The following is a 19,216-nucleotide window of genomic DNA, read 5'->3' as shown; positions in this document are numbered from 1 at the left end:
GTCAGTTTATACCTAAGTCAGCGGCCATTTCATTAGTTGACGACGAACAGATAAAGAAAATACAATATCTATTGAACACACGCCCAAGAAAACGGCATAAGTTTAAAAGCCCTGCCTCCTTTTATTCAAAGGAGCTAAGAAAAATTGCACTTCATGGTGTAATCTAGGAACCACCAAACAAAAACTTTAATAAAATCAATTACTTTTCTGACCGATTTTTATAGATATTATTCCTTTATTTAAAGGATTACTTCCCTAATCGTCTATATAATCTTTCTGGGCGTCCAATTTTGCCGTGATTAAGTTCGACAGTTAATAATTTAATTTGGACACAATATTCTAAATATCGCCTAGCGGTTGTTTTGCTGATATTGGCTTTTTCTACAATTTCGTCAACGGTGAGTGCTTTATCGGTTTGCATAAAGAGATCTTTTACTTTTTGTAATGTGATTTCTTCAATACCTTTTGAGCGGCGATTCATGTTGACAAAGTCTTTGGTCTGTAAATTAAAAAGTTCGTCAATTTTGCGTTGATTGACGTGTTTTTGTATGCTTTGTCGATATAAAAAGAGTTCAAAACGCTCAAGCGAGTGCTTTAGCCGTTGGTAAGATACGGGTTTAATTAAATAATCAAATGCACCATAACGAATCGCTTTGCTACAAGTATCCATGTCGCTTGCTGCAGTAATAAAAATAACATAACTGTTTAGATGGTTATTGATTATGTATTCAAATAATTCTATTCCCTGTCCATCTGGTAAATAGTTATCAAGTAAAATTAAGGTTGGTTTTAGCTTTTCAACCATTATTTTGGCTTCTTCTAGATTTGATGCGATACCAATGACGTTGACTTTTGTGTCTTTTTGAATAAATTCTGCATTTAATTCGGCTAATATTGGCTCATCTTCTACAATCAGTACTTTGATGATGTTTTCTTGGAATTCGTTCATACAATTACCTTTCGATTATTTGGGAATAAATACAGAAAAAATCGTTCCATATGGGGTATTATCTTCAAATGTAATATAACCATTGGCCTTTTTTATATAGGTTGAAACAAGGTGTAAACCAATGCCATGTTCTTTCCCTTCTTGAGATGTAACGCCGGGTTCAAAAATGGAATCACGAATATTTTCATCAATACCACAACCTTGGTCACTGATCTCAAGTACAATTTCATCTGTTGCATCACTAAGATATAAATAAATTGTTTTATCGCCATGATCATTTTTTAAACTGGCATTAAAGGCATTATCAAGCAAATTACCTAAAATTGACATAAATTCTGTTTCGGTGATAAGTGAAGGTAATGCACTTAATTGGCATGCAGGATCAAATAGTAGATTTAAACCTATTTCATGTGATTTTGCATATTTACCAATTAACAATCCACATACAGCTGGTACCTTAAAATGTGCGGTAATAAAATCTAAATTACTTTGATTATCTGCAGAATGTAGCGCGATAAAAGATTGCGCTTCTTCATACCGTTTCATATAAATTAAACCAGATAACGTTGCCAACCAGTTTAAATGCTCGTGCCTTAATGCTCTTAAATTATCAACATATTGTGTCACTTGTGTTAATTGCATACTTAATATATTAATATCATCAAAGTTACGAAATGTAATGACCCAACCTTGAGTTTTATCATCAATGACCACACGAACTTTGCTAGCAATGACAATAATGTTGTTGAAATAACAAATATGATCATGTATGTCTTCAGTTTGGTTGTCATTTTTATAAATAAAATCGCTTGATTTAACAAATGTCCTTAAATCATGTTCATGTAATTCATCATCACTTATCTGAATATCTAACATTGTACGAGCAGATTGGTTAATATTGATAATTTTATAATTAAGATCAATTGCAATGACCCCTTCAAAAATCGATTCCATGATCGACTTTTGGCTTTTCACCAATAATGCAATTGCTTTAGGCTCTAAATTAAACATCTGTTTTTTAATTGCTTTTGAAAAGCAATATGAAAAGATAAATAACGCTAAAAACAATAAAGAACAAAAAAAGATAAATGGTATAAATTGCTTTATATGCAATGCATAAATACCATCAATCATGTAACCGACCGAGACTATGCCGATAATTTTACCATGATCGATAATTGGTGCTTTCCCCCTTAATGCTAAGCCAAGAGAGCCTTCACTAATAGAGATGCTACTATTACCGCTAAGAACCTCTTGGTTATCACCACCAACCATTGGCGAGTGTAACGGGCTATTAGCCGTATGAAATAAACGGTTGGCATTCGCATCGCCAATAACAATATAACTTGCGTCGCTTTGTTCAAATATCTCTGTGATTAAATTAGCAATTTTATTTGTATCTTTTTCTTTGACATATTCAATTAAACTTGGTAAAACAGATAACTCTTTTGCTTGAATTTGCGCCTTTTCGCCCAAACTTCTATATAAGTTCGTTTCGGTGGTGTTCCAAATATAGCTTTGTAACAGCGCAAGAACGATCAATGAAAAAAACAAAAGCGATAAAAAAAGTTTTGTTGCAAACGATACCTGTAATTTTTTTCGCATTCTACATTACTATTCAAATTAAATTGAAATAAGTGTAACACAGCATTAAAAAACATATAGCCTTTAAAACCATAAAAACCACAGTTAATTTATGATTTATATCACAAAAATTTCATTAATTTTCTGTAAAGATACGCACCATTAATTTCGAATAAATCAAATCATTTTGGAGAAAAAAAATAATGGTGAATTTTAACTCATCTGAAAAGGACTATAATGGCAAAAAATCAATCAGTAAGCCCTTTGAACAAAAGCTAACTGGTTGGCCATATAATTGGTGGCGACTGATGGATAACTATAAAATCGGTGTTATCCCGCTTCCATTATTCATTATTGCTGGTATTCTTATTTTTGCTGAAGTGCTAATAACAGGTAAATTACCTAGTGAAATCGTTGTAATGATAGTAGCTTGTGGTTTCTTTGGTTTCTTATGTGGTGAAATTGGTAAACGCTTACCAATCATAGGTAAAATGGGCGCAGCAGCAATTTGTGCAACATTTATCCCGTCAGCACTTGTTTATTATGGTATTTTGCCTACACCAATTGTTGAAGCAACAACAAAATTCTATAAAGATACACATATTCTTTATTTATACATTTGTTGTATCATCGTTGGTAGTATCATGAACATGGATAAAAAAACACTTATCCAAGGATTCTTAAAAATTTTCGGACCAATGGTGTGCGGTGAAATCGTTGGTATGTTAGTTGGTGTTGGCGTTGGTTATTTACTAGGTTTAACGCCGTTTGATACATTCTTTTTCTTAGTTCTACCTATTATGGCTGGCGGTGTTGGTGAAGGTGCTATTCCACTTTCAATCGGTTATGCAACAATTTTACATATGAATCAAGGTGAAGCGTTAGGTCGTGTGTTACCAATCGTTATGTTAGGTGGTTTAACTGGTATTATTTGTGGTGGTATTCTTAACCGTATTGGTAAGGCTTATCCACACTTAACAGGTAACGGTCGTTTATTACCAGCATCAGCGGATGATGAGGCGACAGATCAAAAAGCTACTAAAACTGAATCTGTCATTGATGTAACAACATTTGCATCAGGTGTATTATTAGCTGCGATTCTTTATATGATTGGTATGATCGGTCATAAAGCAACCGGTATTCCAGCTCCAGTGGGTATGCTATTTGCAGCAGTTTTTGTTAAACTAATTTCAGGTGTTTCACCTAAAGTATTAAGTGGTTCGCAAGTTGTTTATAAATTTTTCCAAACTTCTGTTACCTATCCAATTTTATTCGCAGTTGGTGTGGCAATCACGCCTTGGGATAAAATTATTTCTGCCTTTACGTTAACAAATTTGACTGTTATCGTTTGTACAGTGGTAAGTTTAGTAACAACTGGTTTCTTTGTTGCTAAAAGATTAGGTATGTATCCAGTTGATGCGGCGGTTATCTCTTGTTGTCAAAGTGGTCAAGGCGGAACAGGTGACGTTGCTATCTTGACTGCAGCTGAACGTATGGAATTAATGCCATTTGCACAAATTGCAACGCGTATTGGTGGTGCAATCAATGTTTCTGTATCATTACTTATTCTCGGCAATTTCTTAGTATAGACTTTACACATTAAAGAACAACCTTAGTTTATACTAAGGTTGTTCATTTTTATTTTATATTTACAATTACACAAACAGCTTTTAAGGAGTTTTCATGAAGCTTGTCAGTTATCTTGTCTCTGGTAGAGCAAGTTTTGGTCTTCTTACTCACAACGGTATTGTTGATTTAAGAAAAAAATTAGACGATAAATACGTTGACTTAAAATCGCTACTTGCCGATGACGAAGGACTAGCTATTGCTAAAACCTATCTTGATGCCCCAAGTGACATTGATGAACAAGACATTACTTATTTACCTGTAATCCCAAATCCAAACAAAATTTTATGTGTTGGCATGAATTATGCTGAAAAACGAGCAGAATTTAATGAAACCAGTTCAGCGCCAACTCTATTTGTTCGCTTTCCTGATTCTCAAACAGGAAATAAGACTAATATTATAAAACCAGCTATCACTAATGAATTAGATTATGAAGGCGAGTTAGCCATTATCATTGGTAAAGCGGGTTTTCGTATTAGCCAAGAAGAAGCTTTATCATATGTGGCAGGATATAGTTGCTATATGGATGGCTCAATCCGCGATTGGCAGTATACTTGGTTTACCGCAGGTAAAAACTGGCCAAATACAGGTGCATTTGGTCCATGTTTAACTACCGCGGATGAAATTCCAGATCCTAAAGTTTTAACACTAGCAACTTATTTAAACGGTCAAGAAATGCAACATGATTCAATCAAAAATCTAGTGCATACTGTTCCCGAATTAATTGCCTATATTAGTACCTTTACCCATTTGTCACCGGGCGATGTGATTTTGACCGGTTCACCTGGTGGTGTAGGTAAAAAACGTAATCCTCCCGTATTTATGAAAGATGGTGATACAATAGAAGTTGAAATTTCTGGCATTGGCCGTTTAACTAATTATGTGGTAGCTGAAAAAAGGTAAATTTATGTACGATTCAGTTGATTATACCGTTGTCGATATTTCTAAATCAGATCAAAACTGTCAAGAAATTAAGCAATTATTATCACAATATGATCTTGATTTAGATTCACAAGTTACCATTTTCATGGTAGCTAAAATGAGCAACAAAATTATTGCTTGTGCAGGAATTGATCGTAACATTATAAAATGTGTTGCTGTTGATTCTGAATATCGAGGTAATCAACTTAATCTAACATTAATGGATCACACCATAAAATATGCCAACGAAAATGGCTATTTTCATCTTTTTTTATATACAAAACCTGAAAATATAGATTTTTTTAAAGGATGTGGTTTTTATCCTCTTGTTGAAATAACAGATCTTGTTGTCCTAATGGAAAATAATCCTGTTGGCATAAAACACTATTGTAAACAACTGCACACACAGCAAAAAGACGGAAAAAAGATTGGTAGTATTGTGATGAATGCCAATCCTTTTACTAAAGGTCATCAATATCTTGTACAATACGCTGCCAGTCAATGTGACTGGTTGCATGTTTTTGTCGTCAATGAAAATGCATCACTATTTTCATTCGATACACGCTTAAAGTTAGTTAAAGATGGCACGAAGCAGATAAACAATGTTACAGTGCATGCAAGTTCACCTTATATTATATCAAGAGCAACATTCCCTACTTATTTTCTAAAAGATAAGGCAAAAATAGATCGCGCTTATATGGGTATCGATCTCCTTATATTCCGAAATTATATTGCGCCAACGCTTAATATAACCCACAGATTTGTTGGAACTGAGCCTTATGATGAAGTTACTAAGGCTTATAATGAAGCAATGCGTTATTGGCTAGAGGATAATACTGTCAGCCATTATTCGCCTATTACCGTTGTTGAGGTTGAACGGAAAACTGAAGGTGATACTATCATATCAGCTTCACTGGTAAGAAAGTTATTAGCTTCCAAGCAATATGAAGAGATAAAAAAGTTAGTTCCATCAACCACGTGGGATTACCTTTCAGCTAATTTAGATAAATTTAAAATTTAATACATTTTAAAAGGTAAAAAAATGAAAATACAAAAAGAAGCCATGGCAGGGACTCTCGAATCAAGCGATTTGTTAGTCAAAGTCATGCCTAATACCGGGGTTGAAATTGTTATTAATAGCGATGTTAATAAACAATTCGGCGATCAAATTCGCGCTGTAGTTGAGCAAACATTACAAGATCTGAACGTAACAGATGGCTTAATTATTATTGATGATAAAGGCGCTCTTGATTGCGCTATCAAAGCAAGAATTCAATGTGCAGTATTACGTGGCGCAGAAGAAGAAAACTTAGATTGGAGTAAATTACTATGAAAAAATTACGTCGAAGTATGTTATTTCTTCCAGGCGCAAACGCAGCAATGTTATCAACCTCTTTTGTTTATAAACCTGATTCAATCATGTTTGACCTTGAAGATGCTGTTTCCATTAAAGAAAAAGATTCAGCACGTTTATTAGTAGCACAAACATTGCTTCTTCCTGTTTATAAAGAGCACGGAATTGAAACAGTAGTACGAATTAACGCCCTGAATACTCCATTTGGTTTAAAAGACCTTGAAGCAGTGGTAAGAGCTGGTGTTGATGTAGTACGTTTACCGATGACTAACAGTGCTGAAGATATTCATGAGCTAGAAGCACACGTTGCAAGAATTGAAAAAGAGTGTGGCCGTGAAGTGGGTAGCACTAAATTAATGGCGGCAATTGAATCCGCTCAAGGCGTTGTTAATGCCGTTTCTATTGCTCAATCTTCTCCACGCTTAATCGGTATTGCACTAGCTGCATTTGACTATCTTGTTGATATGCAAACTGAACGTGGCGATGGTACCGAGTTATTTTATGCTCGCTGCGCTGTTTTACATGCTGCGCGTGTAGCTGGCATTGATGCCTTCGATGTGGTGTATTCAAATGTTAATGATGATGAAGGCTTCTTAAAAGAAGTCAGCCTAATCAAAAAACTTGGTTATAACGGTAAATCACTTATCAATCCACGACAAATTGAACTGTTACACAATGCTTATGCGCCAACAGCCGCTGAAGTTGAAAATGCCCAAAAAGTGGTTGAAGCAGCTGAAGAAGGTGAAAGAAAAGGCCTTGGCGTGATTTCTCTAAATGGCAAAATGATTGATGCACCGATTATTGCTCGTGCTAGAAAAGTAATTGAGTTAGCAAAATATTCCGGTGTACGTAAAGAAATTTGATAGGATTAAAATGATGACTTCTATAAATAAAAAAATTGATGATTTGCTTAAACAGCATCCAGATCTCAAAAATATCACGCCATTTATTGACGCTAACGCTACGACTCCTTATTTAAAAGATGAGTCTAAATATACGCGTAAATTGTGTGACTCTATCGAACAAGCAATCCATAAATGTGAATTACGTGATGGTATGACTATTTCTTTCCATCATGCATTTCGTGAAGGCGATAAAGTTATCAACAAAGTAGTTGAAACGATTAGCAAATTAGGAATTAAAAACCTAACATTGGCATCAAGTTCCCTATTAAGTTGTAACTCAGCACTTATTCCTCATATTGAATCTGGTGTGATCACTAAAATCTATACATCAGGTTTACGTGGTAAATTGGCTGATGCGATTTCACACGGTTTAATGGATAATCCTGTTCATATCCATTCTCATGGTGGACGTGTAAAACTTATCCAAAGCGGTGAAATTAATATTGATATCGCATTTTTAGCGGTTTCAACTGCCGATGAGCAAGGTAACGCGAATGGTGTATCAGGTAAATCACAATGTGGTGCACTTGGTTATGCTATGGTTGATGCGCAATTTGCGAAGAAAGTAGTATTACTTACTGAAGATATCGTTGGTTACCCTAACCATCCAGCAAGTATCCGTCAAGATCAAGTCGACTATATAGTGAAAGTTGATGAGGTTGGCGATCCAACTAAAATTAGTGTCGGTGCTGCTCGTATTACTAGTAACCCTCGTGAACTGATGATTGCACGTTATGCAGCAGATGTTATTGAGTATTCTGGTTATTTTAAAGATGGTTTTTCTATTCAAACCGGCTCTGGTGCGTCATCAACTGCAGCAACGCGTTTCCTCGAGAATCGTATGCGCGCAAAAAATATCACGGCATCATTTGCATTAGGTGGTATTACCGCAAGTATTGTTGATCTTCATGAAAAAGGTTTGGTTAAACGCTTATTAGATACTCAAAGCTTTGATGGCACCGCCGGTCAATCTTTAGGTAAAAATAAAGATCATATTGAAGTGTCAACCAATGTTTATGCAAACCCTGCATCAAAAGGTGCAAGTGTTGATGAACTCGATATCGTTATTTTAAGTGCCTTAGAGATTGACCTTGATTACAATGTGAATGTATTAACGGGTTCTGACGGCGTTATGCGTGGTGCATCTGGTGGTCACTGTGATACTGCTGCTGGTGCAAATTTAACCATTATTGTTGCTCCATTAATCCGTAGCCGAATCCCTACAGTGATTAAGAAAGTCACAACAGTTGTTACACCAGGTGAAAGTGTCGATGTTCTTGTTACTGACCATGGTATAGCAGTTAACCCTGCTCGTCCTGAAATTGCAGAGCGACTTAAAGCAGCTAATTTGCCAGTCATGAGCATTGAAGAACTATATCAACGTGCTGTTTCGTTAACTGGAGAACCAAAACCAATCGAATTTAACGATAAAATCGTTGGTGTTGTCCATTTCCGTGATGGCTCAATCATTGATGTGGTTCGTCAAGTTAAAGACTAATTAACCACAAGTAGCGTGATATTATCAGATATCATGCTACTTATATCTCTTACTATGAACAATATATCAATAAAATTCGACGATGGTACACCAATCACACTTGAACAGATGTTATTGGCTAAAGAAAGACGAGTGCAAAACCAACAAAATGCAATAAATCTTTACCATTATCCGCTTATTTCGCTAAGTTTAGTTATCCCCGGTCCAATAAAAAATAGTAGTGGTGCAAATCGGTTATTTAAAGAAGCAATCACCGCTATACACAAAGCCTTATCAAAAAATGCAATTCCATTAGTACATGAATCTCATTTTCATAATATCACTGGCTATGAAGCAATTATTTCAGCAAAATGCTCTGCCAATGCACTAAAACAATGCTGTATTGATATAGAAGATAACCATCCATTAGGTCGACTATGGGATATTGATGTGATTGATCCAATTACACAACAAAGTATTTCACGCGCTAAATTTGATCATCAATCAAGACAATGTTTAATCTGCCAAGATATCGCAAAAATATGTAGTCGAAGTAAAAAACATACTATCGATGAGATTTTTTCTGCCATTGAAAATAAGATGAAAGACTATTTTGGCGTATCAGTACGTTAAGTTATATCCAAAATATAGCAAGAAGTAAGATTAATGAAATAATCATATTTCATTAATCCAAACAGCCAAGTATAGATGGGTCTTAAGTCTAAATTAGACTTGTTCCAATGCTTGTTCCAAATCTGAAAGTAAATCGGTAATATCTTCTAACCCAACAGAAATACGCAATAATTGATCTGAAACTCCCGCTGTTTTTCGTGCTTCAGCACTAATGCCTGAATGCGTCATTGTTGCAGGGTGGCACACAAGGCTTTCAACTCCGCCTAGAGATTGAGCTAAAGTGAAAATATTGAGTGCTTTTAAAAAAGCAGGCATAACATTAGCATCGCCAGCTAATTCAAAACTGAGTAACGAACCAAAGCCTTTTTGTTGTTTTTTAGCTATATCATGTCCAAGGTTTGAAAATAAAGATGGATGATAAACGTTGGCTACCTTCGGGTGATTGACTAAAAAGTCCACAACCTTTTGCGCATTATCTTGCTGTAACCTTACTCGAGCGGAAAGTGTACGTAATCCACGTAACAAGAGATAACTATCAAATGATGAAGTCATCGTACCAATATTATTAGCCCACCATAATACCTCTGTAAAAAGGTTTTGATCTTTAAATACCAAAATACCTGCAAGTAAATCGGAATGACCATTTAAAAATTTAGTACAAGAGTGAGTAACAATATCAGCACCAAGAGCTAAAGGTTGTTGTAAAATAGGCGTCATAAAGGTGTTATCAACTAAAACTAACGCCCCAACTTTATGAGCTTGTTCTGCAATTTCCTTAATATCCACAACTCGCAATAAAGGATTGCTTGGTGTTTCAATTAGTACCAGTTTTGGACGTAAACTAAGTGCTTCTTTTAATGCTACAGGATCTGACTGATCCACAAATTTAGCTTTAAAATAGCCTTTCTGACTTAAACTATTAAAAAGTCGATAGCTACCTCCATAGCAATCATGTGGTGCAACAACTAAATCATTAGGCGTTAATAATGCAACAGTGATTAAATGAATGGCTGACATACCACAATTTGTTAAAATGGCATCAGTGCCACCTTCTAATTTTGCAATCGTTTGTTCAACCAGCCGACGGCTAGGGTTAGCTTTTCGACCGTAATCAAACGCCCTTGGCTTAGCAAACTCTTCATAGCGATAACAAGTAGAAGGTGTGATAACAGGCACGACACTACCATATTGCTCATCGGTATTTAACCCACCGCGAACCGCAATAGTCCCCTGACTTAAATTTTTAGTTTGAATAGTCATGATAATGCCCTCAAACAATACTTTTAATATAAGATTAGTCTTGTAAGCATAACACATTAAAAAAAGACGTCAACATGTCTAGACGTCTAACTGTCTTGGTGTATAGATTGCAGTAATATGAAAAAAACGATAAAATTATCCATATTATTTGTGATGTATTTTTTGGTGAACAATGATGGAATGGAATGGCGAATACATAAGCCCTTATGCAGAGCATGGTAAAAAAAGTGAGCAAGTAAAAAAAATTACAGTGTCAATTCCACTTAAAGTATTGAAAATTTTAACTGATGAGCGTACTCGCAGACAAGTGAATAATTTACGCCATGCCACAAATAGTGAATTATTGTGTGAGGCTTTTCTTCATGCTTATACGGGCCAACCTTTACCTTGTGATGAAGATTTGCAAAAAGACCGTGAAGATGGCATCCCAATGAAAACACAAAAAATGATGCGCAATTTAGGTATCGATCCAGATTTCATTGATGAGTAAAATAGTTATTTTATCAATATTAAAATTTTATTAAAAAACAAAAAGGCGCATTAAGCGCCTTTCTAGTTATTGCTTATCGCAATATTATTTTTTACCGCCAACCATAGCAAAACGTTGTTTAAATTTATCTACACGTCCACCGGTTGCAACATCACGTTGTTTACCTGTATAGAATGGGTGACACTCACCACATACGTCAAGATGAATATCATGACCAATAGTTGAATGAGTTTTAATCACGTTACCACAAGAGCAAGTTGCATTAATTGCAGTATATTCTGGATGGATACCTTCTTTCATAATAAACCTCTAAAGTTTGTTCGTATCGCTATATAAATGGCTAAAAGCAAAATCTATACACCATACGAGTGTTAAAAAAACATGATAAGGCTGCGAATTATATGCCTTAAAGGTTAAATAATCAAGCTATAAAAGACAAATTAAACTGGTAATTGCCCTATTGTCACTTGTAGTTCAACCTTTTCACCATTCCGCAATACAATAATGGGGACAATCGTACCCGGTTTCAACTCGGCAATTTGATCCATTGTTTCAACAATGGATTTAACTGGCTGGTTATTTACCATAATCAAGATATCATTAGCTTGTATACCGGCTTGTAATGACGGTCCCTCAGTATTGGTTACTAAAATACCTAATACAATTGGCATATCACTTGGATTTTGAGTTGGTGCAAATTCTAATCCATCAATACCAATATAACCGCGAATAATTTTGCCATCCCGAATCAATTTATTCATAATTTTAACAGCTAAAGCTGTGGGAATCGCAAATCCAATTCCTTCAGGAACTTCGTTACCTAAATTTTTTGCAAAGGTAAGAGTATTAATCCCCATTAGTTCACCTTTGGTATTAACTAATGCCCCCCCAGAATTACCATGATTTATTGATGCGTCAGTTTGAATAAAATTCTGTCTTCTGTATGGACTCAACCCATCACGACCCGTTGCACTGATAATGCCTTGTGTTATAGTTTGCCCTATATTGTAAGGATTCCCTATAGCTAAAACAACATCACCAATCTTTGGTTCACGCCGAGGATTAATAGATATAGTTGGAATGTTAGTTGCTTCAATTTTTAACACCGCAATATCAACTAGCTTATCAGAACCGACCGAAAGTGCTTCAAAAATTCGCCCATCTTGCAGAGCAACAATGATTTGTTCAGCACCATCAACAACATGATAATTAGTGATAATATAACCCTGTTCACTCATAATCACGCCTGATCCTAATGGAGTTATAGCACTATCTTGTGACTGCTTAGAAACAGAATTAATTGATCGGCTATATATATTAACCACTGCTGGGGCCGCGATTTTAACGGCATCAGAGTAGCTCAGAGGATCATCATTGAAAATAGATCTTGGAAAGCTTGATTGTTTTCCATTGCGCAAAGATGGAAAAATAGTTAATAATACAATGGCTAACACTGTACCAATCAATATTGGCCACAAAAATTTTTTAAGCATTAGTGTGATTATTCTGATAAAAAATGATTGGATATAATTTTATCATATCTAATCAAAGGTGAATATGTATGTTTTTCGCCGATAAGACTATCGGCGAAATCAAAGCTTGATAAGCAATTAGCGTAAAATTAGATAAATTCGGCTATCACCTCTTATAATATTTAAAGCAATAACTGAAGGTTTACTATCAATAATTTTACGCAAGTCAGCAATGTTATTGACTCTTTCTTTGTTCACACCGGTGATAAGATCACCTTCTTGTAAGCTTAAGCGAGATGCTGGCGAATTTTTAGCAATGCTTTCAATTAATACCCCTTTTTGCCCATTTACTTCGCCATTACTCAAGTTTGCACCATCAAGAGCGGCATGAAGTGATTTGGCCTCAGTAGCTGATTCATCACTGTTTTTCAATTTGACATTAACTGTCATTTGTTTGCCATCACGAATTAATCCTAACTGCACAGTTCGCCCTGCTCCAGTTGTTGCAATTTTGGCTCGTAATTCAGCAAAACTATCAATGGGTTTACCATCCATCGAAACAATAATATCGCCAGATTTAATTCCTGCAGCTTGTGCGGCTGAATTTTCAATAACCTCGCTAACAAAAGCACCTTTTTGAACATCAACATCAAACGCTTTTGCTATATCTGATGTCAACTCATTACCTTTGATACCAAGCACTCCACGCTTTACTTCACCAAATTCAATAAGCTGCGAAGTTAAACTTTTTACCATATTACTAGGAATTGCAAATCCGATCCCAACATTACCACCGCTTGGCGCAATAATCGCTGTATTGATTCCAACAAGTTCACCTTTTAAATTGACAAGTGCTCCACCAGAATTTCCTTGGTTAATTGAAGCATCTGTTTGAATGAAATTTTCAAAACCATTCATATTAAGCCCACTGCGGGCCAAGGCTGAAATAATCCCCGAAGTAACAGTTTGACCAATACCAAATGGATTACCAATAGCAACAGCATAATCACCAACACGCAAAGTATCAGAATCGGCCAATTTAATCGCGGTTAATTTTTTTGCATCATCAACTTTAAGTAATGCAATATCACTTTGCGGATCTTTACCTATTAGTTTTGCTTTAAACTCATGCCCATCATTTAGAACAACTGTAATTTTATCTGCATTATCAATAACATGATTATTGGTAACAACATAACCCTTTTCGGCATCAATAATTACACCCGAACCTTCACCAATAAACGATCTTGATTGGCTATCAGGATAACCAAAAAATCGTCTAAATTCTTCTGGCATATTATTTTGCGTTTGCGCAGTACCCTCAACCTTAATACTAACAACTGAAGGCAATACAGTTTCCAGCATAGGAGCCAAACTTGGTTGCTGTGCATTATTATCGGTTGGGATAGAAGGAAAAGAGGCATAAGAATTCGGAAGCACAGATAAACTGACGCCTACACTTAATGCTAAAATGCTTAACAATTTTTTTTGTTTTTTTAATGAATCAATCATTTTATAACTCTCTCTTTTACAAAAAGTTAATCTATATAAAAATGCTTCGTTATTAATTAACGAAGGATAAAACTATAATAGTTAAGGCTTATTTTCATCTGTTTTAAATAAACCAGAAGGGTTATCAGAATAATCTCTAGGTTGCTTATCAAGTGTAATTTCCTTTTTTTCGACTGAATTGTCGTTAGAATCGGAATCAAAATTCAAAGTTGGAACATTCTCGCTATCGATAAGTTTATTAGAGTTTTCTGCCATATGTTGATAAAGGCGACGAAACTCTTTAGCCATATTATCCAATATCTCAGCACTGTGAGAAAAATGTTTAGCAATCATTTGTTTTTGCATTATTAGTTCATCTTTTGCTTGTTCTAATTCTTGTTTAACCTTGGCATATTTACGAGCCTTAGGGCTAATCACGCTTATAAAAATAAAACCAATAATAAAACCAATTATTAATCCGCTTATAAGATAAGTAAGCATATCTTTATCCATTATTCACTCCTTATATCCTTTAGATATATAATTTTATAAAATTGACATCCAATTATCAGTACTTATTTTGCATGGTTAGCAAGTTTTATCAATTGTTTTTTTAATTTATCTGGCGCATTTTCCGCTAATGCATATAAAAACATTGCACTTTGATGTGTCATCACACTCGAAACTAAAGGTAACTTAGATGCCTCAAAATGGCACTGTGACAACTTTGTCGAAATATTTGGGTTAATCTTATATTGGATAGAAGATAAGGAAGGTAAAATATTTTTCCGTATCTCAGATATTAAATTGCTTTGTTCATATTTTAATCTAGTTAACCAGCTCGCAGAACTCACTTCAAGAACAAGCACACCTTGACGATAATTAGCAACCCGACATTGTTGTTTCAATAAAGACGGTAACAACTCATCGACAATATTGCTTAATTTACTTAATGCAAATGTTCTATCTTTTATCTCAGATAAACACGATTCTTGAGATAAAATTGATGATAACATTTTTGGCTCATTATAACGCATATTTTATATTTACTTCCTAATAAAAAATAAGTCAACTAATCCTGTATAAATTAACAACTCAATCTCAATAATTTACCTCATTTCATTAAAAATGTCCTGTTTAAAAAATATATTTACAGTTTGATAAAGATTTCTTTATTAAAAATAATAAAAATAAAAAAGATTAACTGCTACATTTTGCAGTTAATCTTTTTAAGAAAGGACAATCAAGCAATAATACTTATGATAAGTACAACAGTTAAGCCAACAATTGAATTAACTAATTCTAATAAGCCCCATGTTTTTAAAGTATCTTTAATCGATAAATCAAAGTAACCTTTAAATAACCAAAATGAAGCATCATTGATATGAGTTAACGTATTAGAGCCAGCTGCAGTTGCAAGAACGAGTAGTGCTGGATTAACTCCATTCATAACGCCTGTTGTTGGATCAATCACAGCAGCGCCAATGATTCCCGCAGCTGTCATTGCAGAAACAACACCTTGCCCTGTAGCTAAACGAATTAACACTGTAATTAACCATGCCATAATATATGGTGATACGCCCCCTGTTGACATTAATTGTCCAATAACATCGCCAATTCCAGTATCAATAATAATTTGTTTTAGTGCACCACCAGCCCCGATAATTAATACTACCATTGCAATACCTTTTAAGGGCATTTTTTATTTACTACGAAAATAATATAATTCAAAAATGAAAATTACTCATTTGTAAATACAATTAATTTAATATTATAAAAGTAGTTAACATAATTAATATTTTGTAAACATCGCTCAATAATACATAAAATGCTATTAAATTATAATCACTTTGACTTTTCCAATTTCTGAGCGTTATATATGAATTAGTATCTACATCTAAATAGTTCAACAATAAAAATAGTGGAGAGTGTAATATGGGTATCTTAAATAACATTTTTTCTAAAGTATTTCCTAACGCTCAAGCAGCAGTAGATCATGCAGTTGATGCGGTGAAAGATAAAGTTGAAAATATGACTGGATCAGCCAAAGATACAGTATCAAATGGTTCAGAACAAATTAAAGAAAAGGTAGAACAAAGCGTTTCGGCAGCTAATGTTGATGTCACCTCTATTCTTGATAATTTAGCTAAAAAGCATCCAGAATTGCTTAATTGGAAAACGTCTATCGTTGATCTATTGAAATTATTAGGTATGGACAGTAGTTTAGATGCACGTAAAAAATTAGCGCAAGAACTAAATTATACTGGTAACACTGATGATACTGCGGCAATGAATACATGGCTAATTAAAGAAGTTATGAAAAAAATAGCTGAAAAAGGCGGTAATGTCACTCATCTATTTTCTTAACCTAGCCGATTAAGGTAATTATAATCCACCTGATTTTCGGGTGGATTTTTTTATACAAGCCACTGGGTTTTTTATTAGTATTTTTTGATTCATTAAATAAACTAAGCTTTAAAAGAGTGTAACTGATTCATTGCAGCTTCGACACTTTTCGATAATAAAATATCGGTGCAACGCACTGATTCGTCAATAACTTGATCAATCAAATTTTGTTCAGGTCTAGAGGGTTTATTGAGAACATAGCTAACAACTTTATTTTTATCCCCAGGATGACCAATGCCAATCCGTAACCGATAAAAATTCAAATTATTACCTAATTTGCTAGCAATATCTTTTAACCCGTTATGCCCACCATGGCTACCACCAAACTTAAGTTTGGCTATACCGGGATTCAAGTCAAGTTCATCATGAGCAATTAATATCTCTTCTGGCTTTATCTGGTAAAATGTTGCCATAGCTTGCACCGCTTTACCACTTAAATTCATAAATGTAGTTGGAACCAATAAACGCACATCATGACCTGAAATGTTGATTCGAGATGTGTAACCAAAAAATTTTGGTTCATTTTTTAATGATTGATTATAACGCTGGGCCAATTGATCAATAAACCATGCACCTGCGTTGTGTCGCGTTTCTGCATATTCATTTCCGGGATTGGCAAGACCTACTATCAGTTTTATCGTTGTCATAATATTTTTATTGTCACTGATTTTATTGTGAAAAATGCCCCAAAAGGGGCATTTAACTCAATGATAAAATAGATTATTGATGGAACATAGCTGAAATCGATTCTTCATTACTGATTCGACGAATTGCTTCAGCAAGCATACCTGACAAAGTTAATTGGCGAACATTTTTCAATGCTTTTACTTCGGCCGTTAATGGAATTGTGTCACAAACAACAATTTCATCAATAGCGCAGTTTTTTATATTACTTACTGCTTTACCTGAAAAAATTGGGTGCGTTGCATAAGCAAACACTCTTTTTGCACCTCGTGCTTTTAAAGCATCAGCTGCTTTACAAAGTGTTCCCGCTGTATCAATCATATCATCAACTAAAATACAATCTCTATCAGCAACATCACCAATGATATTCATCACTTCAGCTTCATTTGCGCGTTGACGGCGTTTATCAATAATAGCCATATCAGTATCATTAAGTAGCTTAGCTATCGCACGAGCACGTACCACCCCCCCAATATCTGGAGATACCACAATCGGACGGTCAAAATCACGTTGTAACATATCTTCTAAAATAACTGGGCTACCAAATACATTATCAACAGGCACATCAAAAAAGCCTTGAATTTGTTCTGCATGAAGATCAACGGTTAATACCCTATCAACACCAACTGTTGATAGAAAATCAGCAACAACTTTAGCGGTAATAGGTACACGAGCCGAACGAACTCGACGATCTTGCCTTGCATAACCAAAATAAGGAATAACCGCAGTAATACGACCAGCAGATGCACGACGCATTGCATCGATCATGACAAGTAATTCCATTAAATTATCATTGGTTGGAGCACAAGTTGATTGAATAATAAAAACATCTTCACCACGGACATTTTCATTGATTTGGACATTAACTTCACCATCACTAAAACGGCTTACAACAATGTCACCAAGAGAAGTATAAAGACGATTAGCTATACGCTTTGCTAGTTCGGGTGTGGCATTACCAGCAAAAAGCTTCATATCAGGCACGAGAAATCCTCAAGCATGTTATCATGATTACTTATACGTAATCGGTTAAATCGGAATGACAATTATATAATCATTTACAGATTATGCTCAACCACATTATAAAAATTTATTAAAAATATTTTGTATATATCACAATAATAAATAAAAAAATAAGTAGATAATATGTTTTTTGAAGTGAATTAAAAATCGGTTAAACTATTACTTATTATTAGTCATAGTGAATAATAAATTTCAACAATTCTCAAACCAAAAGACAACGTAATGAATGAACAATTAATTACCAATCAGATTGAAGATATAAAACCCAAAAGAACTATTCGCAGCTTTGTTTTAAGGCAAGGTCGCTTAACCAAAGGTCAACAGCAAGCTTTAGTCAATTTATGGCCAGTATTTGGTATTGACTACAATGCAAACTCAACGGTGAGTTTCGATACAGACAAACCATTAGTATTAGAAATAGGTTTTGGCATGGGTGCTTCATTAGTTGAAATGGCAAAACATGCTCCAAACAAAAATTTTCTAGGTATTGAGGTACATAAACCTGGTGTAGGCGCTTGTTTAATGGCAATTGAAGAAAACCAATTAACTAACTTAAAAGTCATGTGCCACGATGCAGTTGAAGTGTTAGTCAATATGATAGGGAATCATTCGCTAGACAAAGTGCAAATTTTTTTCCCTGATCCATGGCATAAAGCAAGACATAATAAACGCAGAATTATTCAACCAGAATTTGTACAATTAATTCGCCAAAAATTAAAATCCGGTGGCATTTTGCATCTTGCAACAGATTGGCAACACTATGCAGAACATATGCTTGAAGTATTAATCCAAGCAGAAGGGTTCGAAAATTTATCCCCAACAGGTGATTACATCCCTAGACCAGATGATAGACCAATTACTAAATTTGAAAAAAGAGGAAAAAATCTTGGTCATGGTGTTTGGGATTTACAATTTATAAAAAAATCATGATGGATCTCAAA

The 19,216-nt window shown here is 34.7% G+C and carries 20 protein-coding genes and 1 pseudogene; 10 read left to right on the top strand and 11 right to left on the bottom strand.

The window, feature by feature from the left end:
- Window positions 1–247 precede the first annotated feature (247 nt).
- Both ACYIAJ_RS08705 and ACYIAJ_RS08700 read right to left on the bottom strand, forming a co-directional pair.
- Window positions 248–949, bottom strand: a complete 702-nt coding sequence (locus tag ACYIAJ_RS08705; RefSeq protein ID WP_160403395.1) for a response regulator — start codon at window positions 947–949, stop codon at window positions 248–250.
- A 15-nt stretch (window positions 950–964) separates the two neighbouring features.
- Window positions 965–2,554, bottom strand: coding sequence for an ATP-binding protein (locus tag ACYIAJ_RS08700; RefSeq protein WP_483560479.1), 1,590 nt, complete (start codon window positions 2,552–2,554; stop codon window positions 965–967).
- 182 nt (window positions 2,555–2,736) lie between these two features.
- Here ACYIAJ_RS08700 and ACYIAJ_RS08695 point away from each other — a divergent pair, with 182 nt between their 5' ends.
- The 7 genes from ACYIAJ_RS08695 to citX all read left to right on the top strand — a co-directional run bounded on the left by ACYIAJ_RS08695 (window position 2,737) and on the right by citX (window position 9,449).
- A complete protein-coding gene (locus ACYIAJ_RS08695; protein ID WP_483564670.1) occupies window positions 2,737–4,122 on the top strand; it encodes a 2-hydroxycarboxylate transporter family protein in 1,386 nt (461 codons plus the stop codon).
- 94 nt (window positions 4,123–4,216) lie between these two features.
- Window positions 4,217–5,062: a fumarylacetoacetate hydrolase family protein gene (locus ACYIAJ_RS08690; protein ID WP_483564669.1), complete on the top strand. Its 846-nt coding sequence runs from the start codon at window positions 4,217–4,219 to the stop codon at window positions 5,060–5,062.
- 4 nt (window positions 5,063–5,066) lie between these two features.
- A complete protein-coding gene (gene citC, locus ACYIAJ_RS08685; RefSeq protein WP_160403387.1) occupies window positions 5,067–6,101 on the top strand; it encodes a [citrate (pro-3S)-lyase] ligase in 1,035 nt (344 codons plus the stop codon).
- A 21-nt stretch (window positions 6,102–6,122) separates the two neighbouring features.
- Window positions 6,123–6,413 carry a citrate lyase acyl carrier protein gene (citD, locus tag ACYIAJ_RS08680; protein ID WP_091346340.1) on the top strand — a complete coding sequence of 97 codons (291 nt, stop codon included), beginning with the start codon at window positions 6,123–6,125 and terminating at the stop codon, window positions 6,411–6,413.
- A complete protein-coding gene (citE, locus tag ACYIAJ_RS08675; protein WP_091346342.1) occupies window positions 6,410–7,297 on the top strand; it encodes a citrate (pro-3S)-lyase subunit beta in 888 nt (295 codons plus the stop codon). Before citD ends, citE begins: the two co-directional genes overlap by 4 nt.
- Window positions 7,298–7,307: 10 nt before the next feature.
- The gene (citF, locus tag ACYIAJ_RS08670; protein ID WP_237410337.1) at window positions 7,308–8,837 is read left to right on the top strand and encodes a citrate lyase subunit alpha; all 1,530 of its coding nucleotides are present in this window, start codon (window positions 7,308–7,310) and stop codon (window positions 8,835–8,837) included.
- A 33-nt stretch (window positions 8,838–8,870) separates the two neighbouring features.
- Entirely contained in the window at window positions 8,871–9,449 is a 579-nt protein-coding gene (gene citX / locus ACYIAJ_RS08665; protein ID WP_483564668.1) for a citrate lyase holo-[acyl-carrier protein] synthase, read from the top strand.
- A gap of 93 nt (window positions 9,450–9,542) precedes the next feature.
- Here citX and metB read toward each other — a convergent pair whose 3' ends face one another.
- Complete coding sequence (gene metB, locus ACYIAJ_RS08660; RefSeq protein WP_483564667.1) at window positions 9,543–10,709, bottom strand: cystathionine gamma-synthase; 1,167 nt, start codon at window positions 10,707–10,709, stop codon at window positions 9,543–9,545.
- 172 nt (window positions 10,710–10,881) lie between these two features.
- Between metB and metJ the strand changes: the two genes are divergently transcribed.
- Window positions 10,882–11,199, top strand: a complete 318-nt coding sequence (gene metJ, locus ACYIAJ_RS08655) for a met regulon transcriptional regulator MetJ (protein WP_091346351.1) — start codon at window positions 10,882–10,884, stop codon at window positions 11,197–11,199.
- Between the two features lie 84 nt (window positions 11,200–11,283).
- On the opposite strand, the gene rpmE is transcribed toward metJ, so the two are convergent.
- From rpmE to ACYIAJ_RS08625, 6 genes and pseudogenes are all read right to left on the bottom strand, one after another.
- The gene (rpmE, locus tag ACYIAJ_RS08650; RefSeq protein ID WP_065636780.1) at window positions 11,284–11,499 is read right to left on the bottom strand and encodes a 50S ribosomal protein L31; all 216 of its coding nucleotides are present in this window, start codon (window positions 11,497–11,499) and stop codon (window positions 11,284–11,286) included.
- A 140-nt stretch (window positions 11,500–11,639) separates the two neighbouring features.
- Complete coding sequence (degS, locus tag ACYIAJ_RS08645) at window positions 11,640–12,692, bottom strand: outer membrane-stress sensor serine endopeptidase DegS (RefSeq protein WP_483564666.1); 1,053 nt, start codon at window positions 12,690–12,692, stop codon at window positions 11,640–11,642.
- Between the two features lie 117 nt (window positions 12,693–12,809).
- Window positions 12,810–14,183: a Do family serine endopeptidase gene (locus tag ACYIAJ_RS08640; protein ID WP_483564665.1), complete on the bottom strand. Its 1,374-nt coding sequence runs from the start codon at window positions 14,181–14,183 to the stop codon at window positions 12,810–12,812.
- A gap of 81 nt (window positions 14,184–14,264) precedes the next feature.
- Window positions 14,265–14,675 (bottom strand): Z-ring associated ZapG family protein, encoded by a 411-nt coding sequence (locus ACYIAJ_RS08635; protein ID WP_483564664.1) that lies wholly within the window; start codon window positions 14,673–14,675, stop codon window positions 14,265–14,267.
- 62 nt (window positions 14,676–14,737) lie between these two features.
- A complete protein-coding gene (locus ACYIAJ_RS08630) occupies window positions 14,738–15,178 on the bottom strand; it encodes a DUF721 domain-containing protein (RefSeq protein ID WP_483564663.1) in 441 nt (146 codons plus the stop codon).
- Window positions 15,179–15,405: 227 nt separating this feature from the next.
- Window positions 15,406–15,855: pseudogene (locus tag ACYIAJ_RS08625) on the bottom strand (GntT/GntP/DsdX family permease); the annotation flags it as partial.
- A gap of 242 nt (window positions 15,856–16,097) precedes the next feature.
- Here ACYIAJ_RS08625 and ACYIAJ_RS08620 point away from each other — a divergent pair.
- Entirely contained in the window at window positions 16,098–16,529 is a 432-nt protein-coding gene (locus tag ACYIAJ_RS08620; RefSeq protein WP_483564662.1) for a DUF3597 domain-containing protein, read from the top strand.
- 101 nt (window positions 16,530–16,630) lie between these two features.
- Here ACYIAJ_RS08620 and pth read toward each other — a convergent pair whose 3' ends face one another.
- Both pth and ACYIAJ_RS08610 read right to left on the bottom strand, forming a co-directional pair.
- On the bottom strand, window positions 16,631–17,215 hold the full coding sequence (gene pth, locus ACYIAJ_RS08615; protein WP_483564661.1) for an aminoacyl-tRNA hydrolase: 585 nt from the start codon (window positions 17,213–17,215) through the stop codon (window positions 16,631–16,633).
- Between the two features lie 73 nt (window positions 17,216–17,288).
- The gene (locus ACYIAJ_RS08610) at window positions 17,289–18,236 is read right to left on the bottom strand and encodes a ribose-phosphate pyrophosphokinase (RefSeq protein ID WP_483560487.1); all 948 of its coding nucleotides are present in this window, start codon (window positions 18,234–18,236) and stop codon (window positions 17,289–17,291) included.
- A 261-nt stretch (window positions 18,237–18,497) separates the two neighbouring features.
- Here ACYIAJ_RS08610 and trmB point away from each other — a divergent pair, with 261 nt between their 5' ends.
- Window positions 18,498–19,205 (top strand): tRNA (guanosine(46)-N7)-methyltransferase TrmB, encoded by a 708-nt coding sequence (gene trmB, locus ACYIAJ_RS08605; RefSeq protein WP_483564660.1) that lies wholly within the window; start codon window positions 18,498–18,500, stop codon window positions 19,203–19,205.
- The last annotated feature ends 11 nt before the right edge of the window (window positions 19,206–19,216 follow it).

The sequence above is a fragment of the Gilliamella sp. X-46 genome, from assembly GCF_057063525.1.
Note: the sequence above shows the minus strand (reverse complement) of the source record. Positions and strands in the feature narration are given on the sequence as shown.

Bases quoted from the DNA above. Each gene is read 5' to 3' on its own strand.
- ACYIAJ_RS08700 (WP_483560479.1), bottom strand. From the start codon at position 2,554: ATGCGAAAAAAATTACAGGTATCGTTTGCAACAAAACTTTTTTTATCG.
- ACYIAJ_RS08635 (WP_483564664.1), bottom strand. From the start codon at position 14,675: ATGGATAAAGATATGCTTACTTATCTTATAAGCGGATTAATAATTGGT.
- citD (WP_091346340.1), top strand. From the start codon at position 6,123: ATGAAAATACAAAAAGAAGCCATGGCAGGGACTCTCGAATCAAGCGAT.
- citC (WP_160403387.1), top strand. From the start codon at position 5,067: ATGTACGATTCAGTTGATTATACCGTTGTCGATATTTCTAAATCAGAT.
- citE (WP_091346342.1), top strand. From the start codon at position 6,410: ATGAAAAAATTACGTCGAAGTATGTTATTTCTTCCAGGCGCAAACGCA.
- metJ (WP_091346351.1), top strand. From the start codon at position 10,882: ATGATGGAATGGAATGGCGAATACATAAGCCCTTATGCAGAGCATGGT.
- ACYIAJ_RS08630 (WP_483564663.1), bottom strand. From the start codon at position 15,178: ATGTTATCATCAATTTTATCTCAAGAATCGTGTTTATCTGAGATAAAA.
- trmB (WP_483564660.1), top strand. From the start codon at position 18,498: ATGAATGAACAATTAATTACCAATCAGATTGAAGATATAAAACCCAAA.
- metB (WP_483564667.1), bottom strand. From the start codon at position 10,709: ATGACTATTCAAACTAAAAATTTAAGTCAGGGGACTATTGCGGTTCGC.
- ACYIAJ_RS08705 (WP_160403395.1), bottom strand. From the start codon at position 949: ATGAACGAATTCCAAGAAAACATCATCAAAGTACTGATTGTAGAAGAT.
- citF (WP_237410337.1), top strand. From the start codon at position 7,308: ATGATGACTTCTATAAATAAAAAAATTGATGATTTGCTTAAACAGCAT.
- citX (WP_483564668.1), top strand. From the start codon at position 8,871: ATGCTACTTATATCTCTTACTATGAACAATATATCAATAAAATTCGAC.
- degS (WP_483564666.1), bottom strand. From the start codon at position 12,692: ATGCTTAAAAAATTTTTGTGGCCAATATTGATTGGTACAGTGTTAGCC.
- rpmE (WP_065636780.1), bottom strand. From the start codon at position 11,499: ATGAAAGAAGGTATCCATCCAGAATATACTGCAATTAATGCAACTTGC.
- ACYIAJ_RS08640 (WP_483564665.1), bottom strand. From the start codon at position 14,183: ATGATTGATTCATTAAAAAAACAAAAAAAATTGTTAAGCATTTTAGCA.
- ACYIAJ_RS08695 (WP_483564670.1), top strand. From the start codon at position 2,737: ATGGTGAATTTTAACTCATCTGAAAAGGACTATAATGGCAAAAAATCA.
- ACYIAJ_RS08690 (WP_483564669.1), top strand. From the start codon at position 4,217: ATGAAGCTTGTCAGTTATCTTGTCTCTGGTAGAGCAAGTTTTGGTCTT.
- pth (WP_483564661.1), bottom strand. From the start codon at position 17,215: ATGACAACGATAAAACTGATAGTAGGTCTTGCCAATCCCGGAAATGAA.
- ACYIAJ_RS08620 (WP_483564662.1), top strand. From the start codon at position 16,098: ATGGGTATCTTAAATAACATTTTTTCTAAAGTATTTCCTAACGCTCAA.